Below are 18,159 nucleotides of genomic sequence, written 5' to 3'. Positions count from 1 at the left end.
AACTGTTCCTGATCGAATTTCGACAACGCGTACACCGAGGCCAGATCGGGCGCTTTCGTCTCTGCCGTGGGCATCGGTATCAACGGCTCGCCGTCCGAATCCACCGGCTCCCATTCGCGCCGGTGGAGCTGCTCGCGGGTTCGGCGCGCCGGCTGCGGCTCGCCGGCCACCGAGCGATACTGTCCTTCGCCGTATAGACTCATGCTGGAGGCCACCACCAACCTGCGCACGGGATTTTCGGCCAGTGCTTCCAGCAACACCGCCGTGCCGAGATTATTGACCTCGGTGTAGTGCGCGATCTGGTACATGCTCTGGCCGACGCCGACCGCGGCCGCATAGTGGAACACCACGTCGACCCCGTCCAGGGCGGCTGTCACCGCATCGCGATCGCGGATGTCGCCACGGCGCAGTTCCACTTCGGCCGACAGATAACCCGGCCGCTGCCGCCGGGCCCCGTGCACCTGTGGAATCAGGTTATCCAGCACACGGACCCGATAGCCGTGGTCGAGCAGTTCCCGCGCCAGATAAGCACCGATGAAGCCGGCCCCGCCGGTAATCAAAGCCCTTTCTTTCATTTCTCTTGGCCTTTGGTTGTCGTCGTGTCGGAACGATCCACTCTGTCGAATTTTAAAATTTTCGACATAAGGCACAGCTCCAGGCAATCCGTTCCGATACTTATTCGTTTTCCTACTCTTTCATCGGGTTCACCCGTATACAAGAACGATTTATCCGCCATGCAGAATCAGTTTGTGATATTTCAAACGACCGTGGCGCAAAGGATAATTTATGAAACAGAACGGCACCCCGGATACCGGCAAGGCCCGGCAGGTGCTCGACTGGACGCCCGCGATCCCACCCGAACAGGGGCTGGCCGAGGTCGTCGATTATTTTCGGCAGATGTTCAGGACACCAGCGCCGGCGAACGCCGGATGACCGGCGCGGTATCGCGGGTGGCATAAATCGCGTCGATCGCTTCGGCAACGACGACCACCCCTTCGGAGGCGGCGTCAAAACGGCCGTCGGCCGCGAGTTGGCGCGCCCAGCCAACGATAGCGCGGCCGCTCCACGGGCCTTCCTGCGCGGGCTCGTAGAGCACCTGCGTCGTACATCCGTCATGCAGTTCGCTGCGAAAATCGAAGAACGAACCGGCCACGTTGCGCACGCCGGCGCCGCCGCGCGTGCCGTAGAATTCGGCCTGAATATCGGCGCTTCGACCGAGCGGCAAATGCCAGGAACAACTGATGTCCACGGTGGCGCCGTTGGCGAGAACCAGTTGCAGCGAAGCATAGTCCTCCACCGGCAACTCGTTTAGGCGCCCGTCGTCGGCCGGCAGCAGTTCGCCGCCGGCGTAGCAGCGGCCGGTGACACGCTCGACCACTGGATAATCGAACACCCAGAGCGCCAGATCGATCAAGTGAACCCCAAGATCGAGCACGCAACCGCCGCCGGCCGACTCGCGCCGGTAAAACCAGGGTTTGTCCGGGCCGAACGCGTTGTGGAAACTGAGCTGCAAGGCGTAGACATCGCCCAGCGCGCCTTCGCTCATCAGCTGCTTGATCCGTTGCATGCCGTACAGATACCGGTAGGACAGATCCACCCCGAGAAGCCGATCGTTGCGGCGCGCATGATCGACGATGACCCGTGCCTGCCCGGCGGTGGCCGCCAACGGCTTCTGGCAAAACACCGCGACGCCCGCCTCGAGCGCCGCGATTGCCTGCGCGCCGTGCAGCGCGTTCGGTGTGGCGATCACCAGCCCGTCCAGATTCTCTTCGAGTAACGCATCGATATCGCGACAAACCACGGCCCGCGGCAGCGCCGCCCGCACCTGCGCGAGACAAGCCCCGTCCGGATCGGCGACGGCGACGATTTCGGCTGCGTCGCTATCCAGCACCGATTGCATGCGTTTCTGGCCGATCCGGCCCAGGCCGATGAAGCCGAGCCGTGGTTTGGTTCTCCGCATATCATGCATGGTCGGACTCTCCCATCGTGATCACCGCCTTGGTCAGCCCCTGCGAGCGCTGTTGCACGGCGCGCATCGCCTCGCCGAGTTCGTGCAGCGGGTAGTCGTGAGTCACCAGCCGCGCCAAGTCCAGTTTTCCCCGATCGACCGCTTCAATCGCCCGGCGCACTCCGTCCAGAGCGACCGCGGGATCGCGCTCGTGGGCATTGATCACATCGATCCCGCGCCAGTTCCACATCTGCATGTCCACCGTGCGCGGGCCGTCCTGATGAAAACCCGCGATGACCAGTCGCCCGCCAAACGCGGTCAGCGCGCCGGCCACGTTCAACGGCTCGGGCTTGCCGGTGGCTTCGATCACGCGTTCGCATCCCGCGCCGCCGGTCAACTGCTCGATCCGTCGTTGCACGGCGCCGCCGTCATCCAGGGGCAGAATTTCCCGCGCGCCCATGGCCGCGGCCTGTTCGCGCGACCAGGCCGACCGCGAAACGGCGATCACCTCGGCGCCCGCATCGACCGCCAACCGGATCAGAGCGGCGCCGAGAAAACCGGCGCCGACCACCGCGACCGTGTGCCCGGCCCGAATATCGGCGCGCCGCCAGATATTCATCACACAACCGAGCGCCTCGCCGGGAAACGCGCGCGCGGCCAGCGTATCGGGCAGTTCGATCACGGCGTCGCCGGCCGCCAGATCGTATTCGGCAAAACCGTGGGAGCTCAGCGCCGCGACACGTTGGCCGGGCTCGACACCGCTGACCTCAGCGCCGCAGGCATCGACCACGCCCCACACTTCGTGTCCGAGGCCGCCCGGCGCGAGCGGATAATCGAACCAGTCGCGGCCTTCGAACGCCGGCAGCGTCGAGGCACACACACCACATCCCTCGACCCGGATGCGCACCTGACCAGCCGCGGGCCGCGGAACCGGTACATGCCGGATTTCAAAACATCCGGGCGAAGTCAGTATGGCCGCCCGCATGTCCTGCCGCGCTCCATTGTCTGTTCCTGCGGACATATATGCATTTCCTCGATCTATCCCCGAGGATATTTACAAAACTACTGCGCTTGCCGCGCTCCGGCCGTGCCCAAAGCGACGGCGCTCGCTACGTTTTGTAAATACCCTCAGGTGAACCCCTAGCCGGGCGACCGCTTCCATTTCTCGAGTGTTAGCGTGAAGCTCTAACACCAGGTACTCCGATATGACTGACGACAGCGAAAGCCGAACCACCACCGACCACGAGACCATCCAGCGCTGGATCGAAGACCGCGGCGGTTATCCGGCCACCGTGCGCGGCACCGCCGGAAGCGCTGAGCACGGCGGCGTGCTGCGGATCGAATTCCCCGATCATGGCGGTACCCCGGACGAACTCCGGCAACTCGACTGGCACGATTTTTTTGCCAAGTTCGAGCACGAGAATCTTGCTTTTCTCTATCAAAACCAAACAAAAGACGGGCACACCAGTCGTTTTTGCAAGTTCGTCGAGCGTTGATGGAACGCGCTCATGCAATGCGCCCGGCGCCGCTCACCGCGGCTCTCGTGATTGTCGCGCCGCCGCGGCGGCGTTATCACTGGACGCGGCCTGGCCGGCACGGCGCTCGCATACGTAGGTGCCCGGCTCCGGGCGCGCGCTTATGCGCATGCCGGTCGAGCGCAGCATCGCTTCGCAGGCGTTGCCGTCCGGTATCCACCAATTGCTGGGATCGCCGGCGAACTCGTGCTCGACGAACGCCATGCGCGGCCAGCCCGGGGCGCTAACCTCGGCCAGCTCGCCCAGGCCCCGGTCGCGGATCTCCGGCGGCGCATCGTCGCCCGGTAGCGCGAGACTCTGCAGCACGAACAGGTGCCGGCTCTTGGCCGCGGCGATGTCCAGCCCGAGCAAGGGATAGCGCAGGTGGTAGAACACGCCGAGAAACAGCACCAGATCGAACGATTCTTGCAACGTCTGCAACTGGTAGACGTCGAGCCGGCGGTAGGCCACTCTGGAATCGAGACCGTACCGGGCGCGCGCCCAGTTCAGCTGCCGCAGATAGTGCGGGTCGTGGTCCACCGCCAGCACGCTTGCGCCGCGACGGGCGAGTTCGAAGCTGTAGAAACCGGCGTTGCAGCCGATATCCAGCACCCGCCAGCCTTCCAGGTCCTGCGGCAGGTGCGGCGCGATTGTCGACCACTTGAAAGCCGGAAAATCGCCCAGCGGATGATTCGGCGCGGTTTGGGTGCCGTCCGGCAGATGCAAGTTATGAAACCACGGGCCGAGCCGGCGCAATTCGTCGCCGCAGCGTTCATCCGCTGCATTGCCATGCGATTGCAGTGTTTTGAGTTCGCTCATGAAACCACGGCCCCTAATCGATCGGCAGGGGCCGCGGCCGCGTCCAGGTGATGCACCAGTTCGCGCGCGCGGTGGGCCGCGGTGTGATGCCGGAGCACCCGGCGGCGCGCGCGCAGGCCGATCGCCCGGCGCCGGCTGTCCGGCAACGCCAGATAGTCGTGGACCTGATCGCGCCCGCGCGCGATCAGTACTTCGCGCCCGGGTTCGAACAACGTCTCCAGGCCCGGCCAATAGTCGGAAATGACGGGGACGCCGCAGGCCGCGGCCTCGAACAGCCGCACGCTCGGCGCATAACCGCTGGCGATCATGGCGTCGCGTGTGACGTTGAGCGTGAACGCCTGGGCCGCGTAGAAGGCGCGGTGCTCGGCCGGCGGTATATGCTCGACGGTCTCCACATTCGCTGGCCACTGGATAGCGGACGGATACTGCGCGCCGGCGACTACGAACCGCCGGTTCGGCGCCTGCCGCGCGGGCTCCATCAGCAGTTCACGGACCCGGGGCTGCCGGTCGTCGCTGTAGGTGCCGAGATAGCCAAGATCCCAGCGCCGGGGCACGTCCTGCGGGTAATACAGGTCCGGATCCACCGAGCAATACAGCGCGCGGGCCCGCGCCACCCCGTATTCGCGCTCGAGCCGATCGAGTACCGGGCCGCCGGTGAACGACAGATAAAGGTCGTAATCGGGCATCAGCCCGGGCTCAAGATATTCGTAATCGCCGTTCGCCAGCTTCTCCAGCGTCACCGGGGTATCGATGTCGTAGAACGCGACCCGGCCGCCGGCCGATCGAGCACCCAGCGGCTCACGACGACCCCGTCCGGCACGTACGAGCCCACGATCACCGCATCGGCGTCGCGTATTGCACCGGCGTAGTCGCGCCGCAGCGTGTCCAGATCGGGGTACAGGCGCGTTTGCCCGTACCGCGGGTTCGGCAAATCGCGGTGTCCCGCGTACCAGGGTACGTCCCGTTCGAGAAACAGGACGTCGTGACCCTGGGCGGTCAACTCGCGCATCAAACTGCGATAAGTCGTCGCATGGCCGTTGCCCCAGGAGGACGTGATCGACAACCCGAGAATAACCAGTTTCATGCCGGCGCCTCCCGTTGCATGCGTTCGCGCAGCACGGTTTCGGTCTCGACCGCGCGCTGTGCGTAGGTATGTTCGGCGCGTACGCGGGCGAGCGCGGCGTCGCCGATGCGCCGCGCTTGTTGCGGCGTGATCGTGCGCACGATGTCGGCGACTTCCGCGCCATCCTCGGCGACCAGGATTTCGGTCCCCGGCTCAAAGAAGTGCTCGACACCGCGCCAGGCATCGGTGACGACACAGGCGCCGGCGCCGGCGGCCTCGAACACCCGCGTCGCCGGCGAATAGCCGAACCGGGCCATGCTGTCGCGGCTGATATTGAGCACACAGGTGGCGCTGGCGTTGATCGCATTGTGATCGCGCGTATAGATATGGCCCAGCACGCGCACATTGGGCGGCATGCCGTTGCGCTCGGGCCAGCCGTTGCCGCCGATCAGAAAACGCCGGTCGGGGCAGCGCCGCACGGCCTCCAGAAAAAAACGCTCCACGCGCTGTTCGCGATCGGGCAATCGGTTGCCGACGAACGCCAGATCGACGTCGTACTCGGCGGCGGTCGGCTCGGGAAAATGGGTCTCCGGATCGAGCGCGTTGTAGATCGGCACGCAGCGCCGCGCGCCGAAGGCTTCATAGGCCGAGACCACGCGCGGGCCGCCGCCGTAGGTTAGAACCAGATCGTAACGGGGGATCTGGGCGCGAAACGGGTCGTCCGAATCGTCGTGCAGACGTTCGAGCGTGGCCGGCGCGTCGACATCCCAAAACGCGACCACATTGTCCGCGCGCTTTAAATCCGGCACCCCGGCCTCGAGCAGCGCATCGTGTACGCCGACGCCGCTGGCCTTGATCACCACATCGGCATGGCGCGCATCGGCGAGCATTTCGCGCGCCGCCGCCTCGTCGTCGGCATAGACGACCACCCGCGCCCAATCCGGCGGGTTCATGTCGCGATTGTCTTGACGGCCCAGCGCGTCCGGCTCATAGAAAGTGATCCGATGGCCGCGCTCGTGGAGCGCCCGGATCAGGCCGCGATAATACGTGGCCGCCCCGTTCCACCACGCCGAAAGCAGACTCGAACCAAAAAAGGCGATTTGCATCGTCTCAGACAACCGGACCCGGCATGCCGCCGTGGCCGCCGCGTATTGTCTCGGTCGAGTCGCATCGGCCCGCGTGCGCACGCAGACGCAGGCGTTCGCTCATAAAGCTTCGTGTTCTTGAATAACAGCGTCACTGTCGCATCGCGACTCGAGGCCCGGGTACGCAGCCCATCCCTTGGGCGCTATAGGGTGTACACCAGGATTTATTACCGCTTCGCGCGATCGAGACGACGGCGTGACTCAGACGCCCGGCAGCAAGCGCTCGAAGAGCATGAACACCGCGAGCGCGATCATGCCGCCGGCGAAAACGAACTGCAGTGCATGTCCGGCGAGATAGCGCGCCAACACGCGTCCGCCGCCCATGCCGATGATGCCACCGATCATGAACAGCGCTGTCGTTGCGGGCTCGATATGACGCCCCGCAACCACGGCCGAGATCACGCCGGAACTGCCCACGAGCGCGATCACCAGCAGCGAAGTCGCCACCGCCCGATGAATGCCCATCGCCGTGACCAGCATCAGCGCCGGCACGATGAGAAAACCCCCGCCGACGCCAAAAAAGCCCGACAACACCCCGACCAGCACCCCGGCGCCGAGCAGCGCGAAGCTGCACGGCGCGGTCAGGCGCAGGCGCCCGTCGCCGCTATAGCGGCAGACCGTCGTGGCGTCGGCACTCGCCTGTTCGGCGACCCGCGCCCGGATCACGCGGGCGTGTTCCGGCTGCCGCCGCGCTTTGACGATCATGCTCACCGCCACGATCAGCATCAGGGCCGCGAAACCCAGTACCGTGACCCCGCCGGGTACCTGGCCACCGAGCCAGACACCGAGCGGCGCGAAACATATACCCGCGGCCGCGAAAATCGCCGCGGCACGCCACTCGACGACACGCCGCAACGCGCCCTCGATCGCGCCGACCATGGCCGTAGCCGCCACCGCGATCAACGAAATCGCGACCGCGTCGCGCGGCGCCAAGCCCAGACCGTAGATCAGCAAGGGCAGCGCGAATATCGACCCGCCGCCGCCGGTCAGGCCGAGCGCAAGACCGACCAGCACGCCGAAGATCACATTCATGAATATTATATGCCATTTAATTATTTGCATATAATATTATGAACTTAAGCGGCTGGATACCACTTGTGCCGGCCGCCGCGCGCCGGGTCCGCTGCAACGCGCGATCGGTTAGGGTTTATCCAAACGCGCCGCCTCCAACGACCCGCTACCGCTGCATGAGCGATATCAATATCATTCTGTTTTTTATCGGGCTGATTCTGTTTCTCAGCGTGCTTGCGAGTTCGCTGGCCCGTTTCGGCCCCCCGCTGCTGCTGATCTTCCTGGTCTGCGGCATGCTCGCCGGCAGCGACGGCATCGGCCATATCCGGTTCGACAGCGTGCCGCTGGCGTTTTTTATCGCGAACCTCGCGCTGGCCGTGATCCTGCTCGACGGCGGCCTGCGCACATCGCTGGAGACGTTCCGCGTCGCGCTCCGTCCCGCGCTGTCACTGGCCACGGTGGGCGTTCTGGTCTCGGCCTCGCTGGCCGGCGCCTTCATCGCCGCGGTGCTCGATGTCGACTGGCGCTATGGCCTGCTGCTGGGTTCGATCGTGTCGAGTACCGACGCAGCGGCGGTGTTCTCGCAGTTGCGCAGCAGCGGCGTCAAGCTCAACCAGCGCGTCAGCGCGACCCTCGAGATCGAATCGGGCACAAACGACCCGATGGCGATTTTTCTGGTCACTTATCTTATGGTCGCCATCGATCAGAACAACGACTTTGATATCGCCAGCGTGGCCGGCGAATTGATTCGGCAGTTCAGCATCGGCGCGATTGGCGGCGTCGCTCTGGGCTATGCGCTGTCCTGGCTGGCTTCGCGCCTGCCGCTCGTGGAAGGCCTGTACGCCCTGCTGATCGCCTCCGGCGGCGTGATGGCGTTCACCGCCATCAATCAGTTCGGCGGCAGCGGCTTTCTCGGCATCTATCTGGTCGGCGTCGTGGTCGGCAACCGGCGCAACGAGGCCACCGAACACGTCTTTCGCGTCATGGACGGGCTGGCCTGGCTGGCCCAGGCCGGCATGTTCCTGGTGCTCGGCCTGCTGGTGAATCCGAGCCAGCTCTGGAACGACGCGGTACCGGCATTCCTGATTGCGCTGTTTCTGATCTTCGTGGCGCGCCCGGCCGCGGTCTGGCTCAGCCTGCTGCCGTTCCATTTCCCGAGCCGGGAACAGGGATTCATCGCCTGGGTCGGCCTACGCGGGGCAGTGCCGATCGTGTTGTCGTTATTTCCCTTGATGATCGGTCTCGAAGGCGGCCAGTTCCTGTTCGATCTCACTTTCGCCGTGGTGCTGGTATCGCTACTGATCCAGGGCACCTCGCTCGGCGCGATGGCGCGGCTGCTCAAGCTGCAGATGCCGCAGGCGCCGGAACCCGCCGAGACGTTCGAACTGGAAGGCGAGCGCGACGATCGCTTCCAGATCGTGTCCTTTCGCATCGAGCCGGAGTCGATCCTAGCGAACGCCGCGGGCGACGCGCTGCAACGTTACCCCGATCTACGCGTCATTGCGGTGACCCGCGGGCCGAGGCTGCGTTTTCCGCGCCGGGGCTTCGTCTATACCGTCGGCGACAAGCTTTATCTGCTGATCGCGCAGCGCCATCGCAACGAGTTGGGGCGCCTGTTCCGCGGCGATGCCGGCTACGACGGCGTCGCCCCCGGACGCTTCTTCGGCCGTTTCACGCTCGATGGTACCGCGTCCAGCGGCGAACTCGCCGACCTCTACGGGCTCGATCTCGCCGAAGAGGAACGCCAATACAGCGTGGCCCGGCTTATGCGCAAGCGACTGCGCCGGCGCCCGGTCGAGGGCGATATCGTGGAATTGGGCCCGCTGCGTCTGATCGTGCGCCGGCTGGAAGCCGGCGCCATCGACCAAATCGGGTTGCAGATCGCGCCGGAACGCCCGGCCGAGCGCTAGGTGTGTAAACCCTCGGGGCTTACGCGACCGGGCCGGCCTCAAGCCCGCCGCGATTTGTCGCGCGGCCGGTGCGCGCCGCCGAAGCTATGGCCCTGGGCCAGGCAATAAGCCAACCACTTGTTGAGCAACAAATTGCGCGGCCACTGGCTGTCCAGTACCGCATCGTCGATATCGGGCACACCGGCCAGCGAGGCATAGCGCGACCGCGCGTCGCAGTAGATCGCCTCGGCGAGCTGGGCGTCGCGATACAGCCGCAGCGTGAGGTCCGGATCGGCACGTGCGTCGTCGCCCTCGCCGAACCAGTACGTCAGATGGACCGTCGTGGTGTAACGACAGCGCTCGATGACCCGCAGATGCAGGACGGCGTCCGCGCCGACCGAACGGGCATGCTCGAATGGCAGATCGAGCTCCGGCGCCAGACGCTCAAAGCGCCGGTAATTGCTTTCGTACAGGCCCATAAGGCCGGTGAAGCTGCGCGGCTCGGCCGCCGCGAGCCAGTGGTTTCGTTTTACTCTGACCATGCGCCGACTATAAGGCAGACGGGTTTCATTTCAACTGACGGTTTGCGTGGCCAGCGCATCAGAACGAGCGCCGGCGCAGGTGTTTGTCTTCCATGATTAGGGTCGCGATCTCCTCTATCGACTTATTGGTGGTATCGGCGAAGGGCACGCCGTGGCGCTTGTAGAGCTGCTCGGCTTGACGCAATTCGTAGCTCACCTGGCCGACATCGGCATAGCGGCTGCCGCGGCGCCGGGCGCTACGAATCTGGTGCAGCCGTTCGGGTGCAATGCATAACCCGTAGAGCTTGTTCTTGTGCGGCGCCAGCGCCGCGGGCAGGCGGCGCCCCTCGAAGTCGTCCTCGGCCAGCGGATAGTTGGCGGCATAGATGCCGTGCTGCATGGCCAGATAAATGCACACCGGCGTTTTGCCGCAGCGCGATGGCGCGACCAGGATCACGTGCGCGTCGCCGTAGCCCTGCTCGCCGACGCCGTCGTCGTGGGTCAGCGCGTAATTCATGGCCTCGATCCGCGATTCGTACACGTCCTTGTCGGCGATGCCGTGCGCGCGGCCTTCCAGATGGCTGGACTTAATCTCGAGTTCGGCCTCCAACGGCGGCAGGAAGCTGTCGAACAGATCCATGAACAACACGTCGCCGGCACGCAGAATATCGCGAACGTCGTCCGCGACCGTGGTCGAGAACACGATCGGCTTGAGTCCGCTGGTACGCCCCATGTATTCGATGTACTCGAGCGCGGAGCGCGCTTTTTCGGTGGAATTGATGAACGGCAGCGTCGACTGCTTGAAGCGGCTCTCGTCGAACTGCGTCAGCAGCGTCGCCCCCAGGGTTTCGGCGGTGATACCGGTGCGATCCGACAGAAAGAAGATCGATCGCAGCGGCGTGTCGGCAGTCATGCTCATGATCCCATCATGGACCACGCGCCCCGCCGGAGCCATTCAGACGCCGCCTTCGGGCCCGGTTCATTCGCGCATGTGTAGAATGCGGCGGCAAAGATTGTCATGCCTCGCGATTTGCCGCGGTGCCTCAGCGATGGAATTTCCAATGGGTTTTTCAAAGGGAGAGGCCTGAGTTCTCCCTTTTGGCCGCTCTCGCGGTTTCATTACCGCGAAAGCGAAATATTTGATTCATATTTCACTTCGGAGGAGAGCGAGCGTGAATAATTCGTATGTCGCTTGGTTCAGCCAGCTCGGGATGAACGATGTCGAATCGGTGGGTGGCAAGAACGCCTCGCTGGGCGAGATGATCAGCCATTTGGCCGACGCCGCTGTGTCGGTGCCCGACGGTTTTGCCACCACGGCCGATGCCTACCGCGAATTTCTGGCCCACGACGGGCTGGCCGATCGCATCAATCAAGCACTGGATGCGCTAGATATCGACGATGTCGACGCCTTGGCCGATACCGGCGCCAAGATTCGTGAGTGGGTGATCGCTCATCCCTTCCCGCCGGCGCTGGAAACCGCGATTCGCGAATCGTTCGCCACGCTCGCCGGGGGCCAGGACGACATGGCCGTGGCCGTGCGCTCCTCGGCCACCGCCGAGGATCTGCCGGATGCCTCCTTCGCCGGGCAACAGGAGACGTTTCTCAACGTACGCGGGCTGGACAACATCATGCTCGCAATCAAGGACGTGTTCGCCTCGCTGTTCAACGACCGCGCGATCTCGTACCGCGTGCACAAGGGGTTCGAACATAGCCAGGTCGCGCTGTCGGCCGGCATCCAGCGCATGGTGCGCGCCGATACCGGCGCCTCGGGCGTGATGTTCACCATCGACACCGAATCCGGTTTCGACAAGGTCGTGTTCATCACCAGCTCCTGGGGGCTCGGCGAAGCCGTGGTCCAGGGCGCGGTGAACCCCGACGAATACTATGTCTACAAGGACAATATCGCGGCGAAGCGGCCGGCGATCCTGCGGCGCGTCAAGGGCGGCAAGGCCGTGAAGATGGTCTATACCGAGGACCGCGCGCACGGCAAGACCACCGAATTCGTCGATGTCGATAGCGTCGACCAGCGGCGCTTTTCGTTATCCGATGCCGATGCCGAGGCGCTGGCCGCCCAGGCCATGACCATCGAGCACCACTACGGCCGTCCGATGGATATCGAGTGGGGTAAGGACGGCGAGACCGGTCGACTCTATATCCTCCAGGCGCGGCCGGAGACGGTGAAATCCAACGCGGCCACGCTGGAACGTTACCGTCTCGATGCCAAGGGCCACGACGTGCTGGTCACCGGCCGCTCGATCGGCCAGCGCGTGGGCGCCGGGCGGGTGCGCAACGTGTCTTCGATCAGCCAGATGAACAAGGTCCAGGCCGGCGACATTCTGGTCACCGATATGACCGATCCGGACTGGGAGCCGGTGATGAAACGCGCCGCGGCGATCGTGACCAACCGCGGCGGGCGCACCTGCCACGCGGCGATCATCGCCCGTGAGCTCGGCATTCCGGCCGTGGTCGGCACCGGCGACGCCACGGGCAAGCTCAGCGACGGCGCGAACGTGACCGTGTCCTGCGCCGAGGGCGATACCGGCTATGTCTACGACGGGGCGATCGATTTCAAGATCGACGAGGTCTCGCTCGACAAGATGCCTGACATCGGCACCAAAATCATGATGAACGTCGGCAACCCGGAGCGGGCGTTCGATTTCGCGTCGATCCCGAATGCCGGCGTGGGTCTGGCGCGCCTCGAATTCATCATCAACCGCCAGATCGGCGTGCATCCGCGTGCCTTGCTCGAATACGACGAACAGCCGGACGAGCTCAAGGCGGCGATCGATGCGCATATCGCCGGCTACGCCGATCCGGTCAATTTCTATATCGACCGGCTGGTCGAGGGCATTTCGACCATCGCGGCGGCTTTTCATCCCAAGCCGGTGATCGTGCGCCTGTCGGACTTCAAGTCCAACGAGTACGCCAATCTGATCGGCGGCGCGGCCTACGAACCGGACGAAGAAAACCCGATGATCGGCTGGCGCGGCGCCTCGCGCTATCTGGCCGACGATTTCCGGCCTTGCTTCGAACTGGAACTGGAAGCCATCAAGCGCGTGCGCGGCGCCATGGGCCTGACCAACGTCCAGATCATGATTCCGTTCGTGCGCACGCTGGGCGAAGCCCGGGGCGTCTCCGAGCTGCTGGCCGAACACGGCCTAAAACGCGGCGTCGATGATCTCAAGGTCATCATGATGTGCGAGCTGCCCTCCAACGCCGTGCTGGCCGACCAGTTCCTGGAATATTTCGACGGCTTCTCGATCGGCTCCAACGACATGACCCAGCTCTCGTTGGGCCTGGATCGCGATTCGGGATTGATCTCGCATCTGTTCGACGAGCGCGACCCGGCGGTCAAGATCATGCTCGAAAAAGCCATCGAAGCGTGCAAGCGCCACAACAAATACGTCGGCATCTGCGGCCAGGGCCCGTCCGACTATCCGGATCTGGCGCGCTGGCTGCTGGATCAGGAGATCGAAAGCATGTCCCTCAACCCGGATACCGTGGTGTCCACATGGCTGTTCCTGGCCGGGCAGGAAATGTAGACATAAGGAGGCGCATCATCATGGCCGCCAAGCTTGATCTGTTCGTCAAACCGGCCGCGCTGCATGCGGCGATGGACGATGCCGATATCCAGATCGTCGCCGTCGACACACCCGCGGATTTCGCCAAGGCGCATATTCCGGGCGCCCAGCTCGTCGTTATGGCCGACTTCATGGCCGAACGCGGCGCGACCGGCGGCCTGATTCCCGACCCCGACACGCTCGCCGCCCGGCTATCCGATGCCGGGCTGCGTAACGACGCCCACATCGTAGCCTACGATCGGGCCGGCGATGGGCAAGCCGCGCGCCTGCTCTACACGCTGGACGTGGTCGGCCACCCAAATTTCAGCCTGCTCGACGGCGGGCTCGGCGCCTGGCAGGCGGCCAATCTGGCCTTGGCGTCCGGCGAGCCGGCGCACGGCGCCGGCGATTTCCGGATCGAGCATCACCGCGACGCCGTGGCCGATCGCGAATGGATCAGCGCCCATCTCGGCGACGCCGACGTACGCTTTCTCGATGTACGCAGCGAAGCCGAGTTCGTGGGCGAGGATGTGCGCAGCGCACGCGGCGGACATATCCCCGGCGCCGTCAACCTCGACTGGCAACAACTCAAGAACGAACACGGCCAGCTTCGCGACCCGGCCGAAATCCGCCGCATGCTCGCCGAACGCGATATCGACGACTCCAAAGCGGTTACGGCCTACTGCCAGACCCATGTGCGCTCGTCGTATGCCTATCTCGTGCTCAAGGCACTCGGTTACGACCGGCTGCGCGGTTATCCCGGCGCCTGGTCGGACTGGGGCAACGCCGACGACACGCCGGTCGAAAGCGGGCGTTAAACAAACCCGGCGGCGCGCCGGGCAAAGCCGCATGTGTGAGCGGCTACGCCGTATGAAACGGTAGCCCCTAGCGCGAGGTGCAGGCGCCGGTCGAAATCGACGATTCGTTCAAGGCGGCAACCAGCGCATCGAAGGCTTCGGCGGCCGGCGCCGGCCGGCCGCGCACGCCGAATTCGATCTTGCGTTGCCCGTCGGCGGCCGGCAGGCAGGCGATACGCACCGCGGGGTGGGCATCCATGACCGACTGCATGAGACCGATGAGCGCGCTTTCCGGCGTATCGAAGACCTCCACCAGATATTCCACGTTGCGCTCGGCGACGTGCAGATCGGCGTAGTGCGTATCCAGCACCCAGCCCACCATCGGCCAGGCCATATTGGGGAACCCCGGCACAAAATGATGATCGCCCAGGCTGAAGCCCGGTACGCGATTGACGGGGTTGGGGATGACGCGCGAGCCCTCCGGCCACTCCACCATATGAATTCGGTTGGGGTACGCGTCGTGCCCGAACTTGTCCTCGAGAATGGCTCGCCCTTCGGTATTGATCTCGAGGGCGCGGCCCGCCGCGCGCGCCGCGCACTGGCGCGTGCGGTCGTCGGGCGTGGCGCCGATGCCACCGAAACTGAACACGATATCGGCGCTGCCCATCGTCTCGACCAGCGTTCGTTCGAGCAGCGCGCCGTCGTCGCCCACCAGGCGCGCCCAGGACAGTTCCAGCCCGCGCTCGTGCAGCATCTCGATCACGGCCGGCATGTGCTTGTCACGGCGCTTGCCCGAGAGCAACTCGTCGCCGATCAACAAAATGCCGATATGAGGGCCGATATCGGGGCCAACATGGGGATTGTCCACGCGGGTTGTCATGCGCCGGCCTCATGGTGAGGGGCGATACCGGCGGCAGGCCGGTTCGCCGACAATAGCTATACAATCGCCGCGCGTTCCAATGCCACGGCAGGCGGCCGATCAGCCGCTGGCCGACTTCCGGCCGGACGCATTTTCCAGCATGGGTTTGAGTTCGCCCGACTGGAACAGATCCATGACGATATCCGAACCGCCGACCAATTCGCCGTTGACGAACAGCTGCGGGATGGTGGGCCAGTTGGAATAGACCTTCACGCCTTGACGATAGATCTCTTCATCGTCGAACACGTTGACCGCCTTGAACGACACGCCGCAGGCCTTGATCGCCTCGGCGCTGCGGGCCGAGAAGCCGCACTGCGGGAAGTCCGGCGTACCCTTCATATAGAGCACGATCGGATTGCTCTCCACTTCCTGCTTGATGACTTCCATCGCTTTCGCGCTCATTGGCCGCACCTCATATGGGATTACATGAACCGAGTATAACCTGGGTGTAAACGGCTTCGGATCAAGGGTGGCGGCGCCGGACGGGCGGCGCGTTCGCGCCTCGTCCACCCGACAGCGACCGCGGGCACACACGGATCATCGGCCTGGCCTTTGAAATGAACGGCGCGATCCCTATATAAGTGGGTGACGTTGATTCATTCCGGATAACAAGGACACCGTCATGGCTTTTGAACTGCCCGATCTGCCCTACGAATACGATGCGCTCGAGCCGTACATCGACGGGCGCACGATGGAAATTCATCATCAGAAGCATCACAACGCTTATCTGACGAAGTTCCAGAAGGCGATCGACGACACGCCGCTCGCCGACCAGGACCTGGAGACCATCCTGTCCAAGGCCGGCCAGCACGGGGCCGCCGTGCGCAACCAGGGTGGTGGCTATCTCAACCACATCATCTTCTGGGAAACCATGTCGCCGAACGGCGGCGGCAAACCAAGCGGCAAGCTGGCCGAGGCGATCGACAACAGCTTCGGTTCGTTCGACGACTTCAAAGAAAAGTTCACCGGCGAAGCGACCGGTCTGTTCGGCTCGGGTTTCGTCTGGCTCGTGCCGGCCGGCGGCGACCGGCTCAAGATCGTGCCGACACCGAACCAGGACAACCCGATCATGGATGTGGTGTCCGAGTCCGGTAAACCGATCATGGGTCTGGATGTGTGGGAGCACGCCTTCTACCTGAAATACCAGAACCGCAAACCGGAATACGTCGAGGCCTGGTGGAACGTCGTCGACTGGGACGGCATCGGCAAGAAGTTCGACGCCGCGAGCTGATCCGGCACGGCCGGTTTTCCGGCTCGTTTACGGGCTCCGTCGCATTGCGGCGGGGCCTGTTATCAATTGGGCATCAAATACTTTCATGGCGAATTGATAGCGCACGCTTACCGGCGCCCCGCCGAAAGTATCAAGGCACGCCCGCCCGCGTATCGGCATGATGCCCTATTCTCGACGGCCACCTTCTCATCCATGAGTTCGCGACACTTTCTCTGCCTGGACCATCTGGGCACCGCCGGCATCGAAGCACTGATCGAGGCTGCCATCGAACGCAAACGTCGGGCACCTACCGACCGGCCGCTGATCGGTAAAAGCCTCGCGATGGTGTTCGAAAAAGCATCGACGCGCACGCGCGTATCGTTCGAGGCCGCGATGACGCGTCTCGGCGGGCACGCGATCTTTCTGTCGCCCGGCGATACCCAGATCGGCCGCGGCGAGCCGGTGGCGGATACCGCCCGCGTGTTGTCCGGCATGTGTGACGCGATCATGATCCGCAACCACTCGCACGCCGTGCTCGAGCAGTTCGCGGCGTATTCCAGCGTGCCGGTGATCAACGGGCTGACCGATCGGCTGCATCCGTGCCAGTTGCTGGCCGATTTGCAGACCTACGTCGAGCACCGTGGCTCGATCCGGGGCGCGACGGTCGCCTGGGTCGGCGACGGCAACAACATGTGCCATTCCTATATCAACGCGGCGCGCTTGATGGGCTTTTCGCTGCGCATCGCCGCACCCGAAGGGTACCGCCCGGACGCGCTCATGCTGCGCGACGCCGGCGATACGGTGACCATCTGTGAGCAGGCTCAGGAAGCCGTCGACGGCGCCAATCTCGTGGTCACCGACGTCTGGGCCAGCATGGGCGACGAGGCGGATCGCGAGACGCGCCTCGCGGACTTCGCCAACTACCAGGTCAATCGCGCGTTGATGAGCTGGGCCGCCGACGACGCGCTGTTCATGCACTGCCTGCCCGCGCATCGCGGCGAGGAAGTTAGCGCCGAGGTGATCGACGGGCCGGCCAGCGTGGTCTGGGACGAAGCGGAAAACCGCTTGCATGCCCAGACCGCCCTGCTGCTCAAGCTGCTCGACGTCGAATAGCGGATTGTCGCGGCGCGCGCGGTTAGTAGCGCACCGCCAGCACCAGCGAATACCGGCCCGCGCCCTGCTCGAAATGCGCGCTCTCGGCGAGGCCGGCGCGCTCGAGCAGCGCCGTAATCCCTTCGCGCGAGAACTTGCGGCTGATCTCGGTGAGGATCTCCTCGCCCGCCGCCATATCAAAGCCCGTGTTGAGCGCTTGAAAGCGCACGCGATGACCGCGTTCGGCGACCAGCCGCATCTCGATCTGCGCGGCATCGAGATTGAAAACCGCGCGGTGCCGGTAGGCCTCGACCGGAATATCGCCGTCCAGTTCACGATTGAGCACGCTAAGCACGTTACGATTGAAGGCCGCGGTATGGCCCGCGGCGTCGTCGTAGGCCGCTTCCAGCACCGCCACGTCCTTGATCCGATCGAAGCCGATCAACAGCGCATCGCCGGCGTTCATCAGGGCCACGATTTCGGCCAGAAAACGGTCGGCCTGGGCCGGCTCGAAGTTGCCGATCGTGCCGCCCAGGAAAACGAACAGGCGCCGGCCCCCGTCGTCGGCCAGCGGCAGGTTCGCCAGCCCGGCGGTGTAGTCGCCGCTCATCGCCTCGACCTGCAGCCAGTCGTAGTCCGCGATCAGTTGTCTGGCCGAATCGAGCATGATC

The 18,159-nt window shown here is 64.4% G+C and carries 18 protein-coding genes and 1 pseudogene; 7 read left to right on the top strand and 12 right to left on the bottom strand.

The window, feature by feature from the left end:
* Positions 1-575, bottom strand: a 575-nt coding sequence (locus tag VFJ08_RS15480) for an NAD-dependent epimerase/dehydratase family protein (protein ID WP_324998129.1), incomplete at its 3' end; no start/stop codon positions are given.
* A 211-nt stretch (positions 576-786) separates the two neighbouring features.
* Between VFJ08_RS15480 and VFJ08_RS15475 the strand changes: the two genes are divergently transcribed.
* A complete protein-coding gene (locus VFJ08_RS15475; RefSeq protein WP_324998128.1) occupies positions 787-933 on the top strand; it encodes a hypothetical protein in 147 nt (48 codons plus the stop codon).
* On the opposite strand, the gene VFJ08_RS15470 is transcribed toward VFJ08_RS15475, so the two are convergent.
* The gene (locus VFJ08_RS15470) at positions 902-1,969 is read right to left on the bottom strand and encodes a Gfo/Idh/MocA family oxidoreductase (protein WP_324998127.1); all 1,068 of its coding nucleotides are present in this window, start codon (positions 1,967-1,969) and stop codon (positions 902-904) included. The two genes, VFJ08_RS15475 and VFJ08_RS15470, sit on opposite strands and share 32 nt — an antisense overlap.
* Complete coding sequence (locus tag VFJ08_RS15465) at positions 1,962-2,969, bottom strand: MDR/zinc-dependent alcohol dehydrogenase-like family protein (protein WP_324998126.1); 1,008 nt, start codon at positions 2,967-2,969, stop codon at positions 1,962-1,964. Before VFJ08_RS15465 ends, VFJ08_RS15470 begins: the two co-directional genes overlap by 8 nt.
* 184 nt (positions 2,970-3,153) lie before the next feature.
* On the opposite strand from VFJ08_RS15465, the gene VFJ08_RS15460 reads away from it, so the two are divergent.
* Positions 3,154-3,444, top strand: a complete 291-nt coding sequence (locus tag VFJ08_RS15460) for a hypothetical protein (protein ID WP_324998125.1) — start codon at positions 3,154-3,156, stop codon at positions 3,442-3,444.
* A 33-nt stretch (positions 3,445-3,477) separates the two neighbouring features.
* On the opposite strand, the gene VFJ08_RS15455 is transcribed toward VFJ08_RS15460, so the two are convergent.
* From VFJ08_RS15455 to VFJ08_RS15435, 4 genes and pseudogenes are all read right to left on the bottom strand, one after another.
* Positions 3,478-4,281, bottom strand: coding sequence for a TIGR04290 family methyltransferase (locus VFJ08_RS15455; RefSeq protein ID WP_324998124.1), 804 nt, complete (start codon positions 4,279-4,281; stop codon positions 3,478-3,480).
* Positions 4,278-5,365: pseudogene (locus tag VFJ08_RS15450) on the bottom strand (CgeB family protein). Before VFJ08_RS15450 ends, VFJ08_RS15455 begins: the two are co-directional and overlap by 4 nt.
* Positions 5,362-6,450, bottom strand: a complete 1,089-nt coding sequence (locus VFJ08_RS15440) for a CgeB family protein (RefSeq protein WP_324998121.1) — start codon at positions 6,448-6,450, stop codon at positions 5,362-5,364. Before VFJ08_RS15440 ends, VFJ08_RS15450 begins: the two are co-directional and overlap by 4 nt.
* A gap of 240 nt (positions 6,451-6,690) precedes the next feature.
* Complete coding sequence (locus VFJ08_RS15435; protein WP_324998120.1) at positions 6,691-7,521, bottom strand: sulfite exporter TauE/SafE family protein; 831 nt, start codon at positions 7,519-7,521, stop codon at positions 6,691-6,693.
* Between the two features lie 155 nt (positions 7,522-7,676).
* Between VFJ08_RS15435 and VFJ08_RS15430 the strand changes: the two genes are divergently transcribed.
* Positions 7,677-9,410 carry a potassium/proton antiporter gene (locus VFJ08_RS15430; RefSeq protein ID WP_324998119.1) on the top strand — a complete coding sequence of 578 codons (1,734 nt, stop codon included), beginning with the start codon at positions 7,677-7,679 and terminating at the stop codon, positions 9,408-9,410.
* Positions 9,411-9,448: 38 nt separating this feature from the next.
* On the opposite strand, the gene VFJ08_RS15425 is transcribed toward VFJ08_RS15430, so the two are convergent.
* Positions 9,449-9,931: a DUF1249 domain-containing protein gene (locus VFJ08_RS15425; protein WP_324998118.1), complete on the bottom strand. Its 483-nt coding sequence runs from the start codon at positions 9,929-9,931 to the stop codon at positions 9,449-9,451.
* 58 nt (positions 9,932-9,989) lie between these two features.
* Complete coding sequence (gene ppsR, locus VFJ08_RS15420) at positions 9,990-10,829, bottom strand: posphoenolpyruvate synthetase regulatory kinase/phosphorylase PpsR (protein WP_324998117.1); 840 nt, start codon at positions 10,827-10,829, stop codon at positions 9,990-9,992.
* Between the two features lie 253 nt (positions 10,830-11,082).
* On the opposite strand from ppsR, the gene ppsA reads away from it, so the two are divergent.
* Both ppsA and VFJ08_RS15410 read left to right on the top strand, forming a co-directional pair.
* Positions 11,083-13,452, top strand: coding sequence for a phosphoenolpyruvate synthase (gene ppsA / locus VFJ08_RS15415; RefSeq protein ID WP_324998116.1), 2,370 nt, complete (start codon positions 11,083-11,085; stop codon positions 13,450-13,452).
* Positions 13,453-13,472: 20 nt separating this feature from the next.
* Positions 13,473-14,288: a sulfurtransferase gene (locus VFJ08_RS15410; RefSeq protein ID WP_324998115.1), complete on the top strand. Its 816-nt coding sequence runs from the start codon at positions 13,473-13,475 to the stop codon at positions 14,286-14,288.
* Between the two features lie 67 nt (positions 14,289-14,355).
* Here VFJ08_RS15410 and VFJ08_RS15405 read toward each other — a convergent pair whose 3' ends face one another.
* Together VFJ08_RS15405 and grxD are read right to left on the bottom strand one after the other, a co-directional pair.
* Complete coding sequence (locus tag VFJ08_RS15405) at positions 14,356-15,147, bottom strand: competence/damage-inducible protein A (protein ID WP_324998114.1); 792 nt, start codon at positions 15,145-15,147, stop codon at positions 14,356-14,358.
* A gap of 99 nt (positions 15,148-15,246) precedes the next feature.
* Complete coding sequence (gene grxD / locus VFJ08_RS15400) at positions 15,247-15,588, bottom strand: Grx4 family monothiol glutaredoxin (protein ID WP_324998113.1); 342 nt, start codon at positions 15,586-15,588, stop codon at positions 15,247-15,249.
* Between the two features lie 220 nt (positions 15,589-15,808).
* Between grxD and VFJ08_RS15395 the strand changes: the two genes are divergently transcribed.
* Together VFJ08_RS15395 and argF are read left to right on the top strand one after the other, a co-directional pair.
* A complete protein-coding gene (locus VFJ08_RS15395) occupies positions 15,809-16,417 on the top strand; it encodes a superoxide dismutase (protein ID WP_324998112.1) in 609 nt (202 codons plus the stop codon).
* A gap of 192 nt (positions 16,418-16,609) precedes the next feature.
* Entirely contained in the window at positions 16,610-17,509 is a 900-nt protein-coding gene (argF, locus tag VFJ08_RS15390) for an ornithine carbamoyltransferase (RefSeq protein ID WP_324998111.1), read from the top strand.
* A gap of 22 nt (positions 17,510-17,531) precedes the next feature.
* Here argF and VFJ08_RS15385 read toward each other — a convergent pair.
* Positions 17,532-18,159 (bottom strand): L-histidine N(alpha)-methyltransferase (locus VFJ08_RS15385; RefSeq protein WP_324998110.1); only part of this gene is annotated, 628 nt, incomplete at its 5' end.

The sequence above is a fragment of the Salinisphaera sp. genome (assembly GCF_035690525.1).
Lineage (GTDB): Bacteria > Pseudomonadota > Gammaproteobacteria > Nevskiales > Salinisphaeraceae > Salinisphaera.
Note: the sequence above shows the minus strand (reverse complement) of the source record. Positions and strands in the feature narration are given on the sequence as shown.

Bases quoted from the DNA above. Each gene is read 5' to 3' on its own strand.
- VFJ08_RS15475 (WP_324998128.1), top strand. From the start codon at position 787: ATGAAACAGAACGGCACCCCGGATACCGGCAAGGCCCGGCAGGTGCTC.
- VFJ08_RS15470 (WP_324998127.1), bottom strand. From the start codon at position 1,969: ATGCATGATATGCGGAGAACCAAACCACGGCTCGGCTTCATCGGCCTG.
- VFJ08_RS15465 (WP_324998126.1), bottom strand. From the start codon at position 2,969: ATGTCCGCAGGAACAGACAATGGAGCGCGGCAGGACATGCGGGCGGCC.
- VFJ08_RS15460 (WP_324998125.1), top strand. From the start codon at position 3,154: ATGACTGACGACAGCGAAAGCCGAACCACCACCGACCACGAGACCATC.
- VFJ08_RS15455 (WP_324998124.1), bottom strand. From the start codon at position 4,281: ATGAGCGAACTCAAAACACTGCAATCGCATGGCAATGCAGCGGATGAA.
- VFJ08_RS15440 (WP_324998121.1), bottom strand. From the start codon at position 6,450: ATGCAAATCGCCTTTTTTGGTTCGAGTCTGCTTTCGGCGTGGTGGAAC.
- VFJ08_RS15435 (WP_324998120.1), bottom strand. From the start codon at position 7,521: ATGAATGTGATCTTCGGCGTGCTGGTCGGTCTTGCGCTCGGCCTGACC.
- VFJ08_RS15430 (WP_324998119.1), top strand. From the start codon at position 7,677: ATGAGCGATATCAATATCATTCTGTTTTTTATCGGGCTGATTCTGTTT.
- VFJ08_RS15425 (WP_324998118.1), bottom strand. From the start codon at position 9,931: ATGGTCAGAGTAAAACGAAACCACTGGCTCGCGGCGGCCGAGCCGCGC.
- ppsR (WP_324998117.1), bottom strand. From the start codon at position 10,829: ATGAGCATGACTGCCGACACGCCGCTGCGATCGATCTTCTTTCTGTCG.
- VFJ08_RS15410 (WP_324998115.1), top strand. From the start codon at position 13,473: ATGGCCGCCAAGCTTGATCTGTTCGTCAAACCGGCCGCGCTGCATGCG.
- VFJ08_RS15405 (WP_324998114.1), bottom strand. From the start codon at position 15,147: ATGACAACCCGCGTGGACAATCCCCATGTTGGCCCCGATATCGGCCCT.
- grxD (WP_324998113.1), bottom strand. From the start codon at position 15,588: ATGAGCGCGAAAGCGATGGAAGTCATCAAGCAGGAAGTGGAGAGCAAT.
- VFJ08_RS15395 (WP_324998112.1), top strand. From the start codon at position 15,809: ATGGCTTTTGAACTGCCCGATCTGCCCTACGAATACGATGCGCTCGAG.
- argF (WP_324998111.1), top strand. From the start codon at position 16,610: ATGAGTTCGCGACACTTTCTCTGCCTGGACCATCTGGGCACCGCCGGC.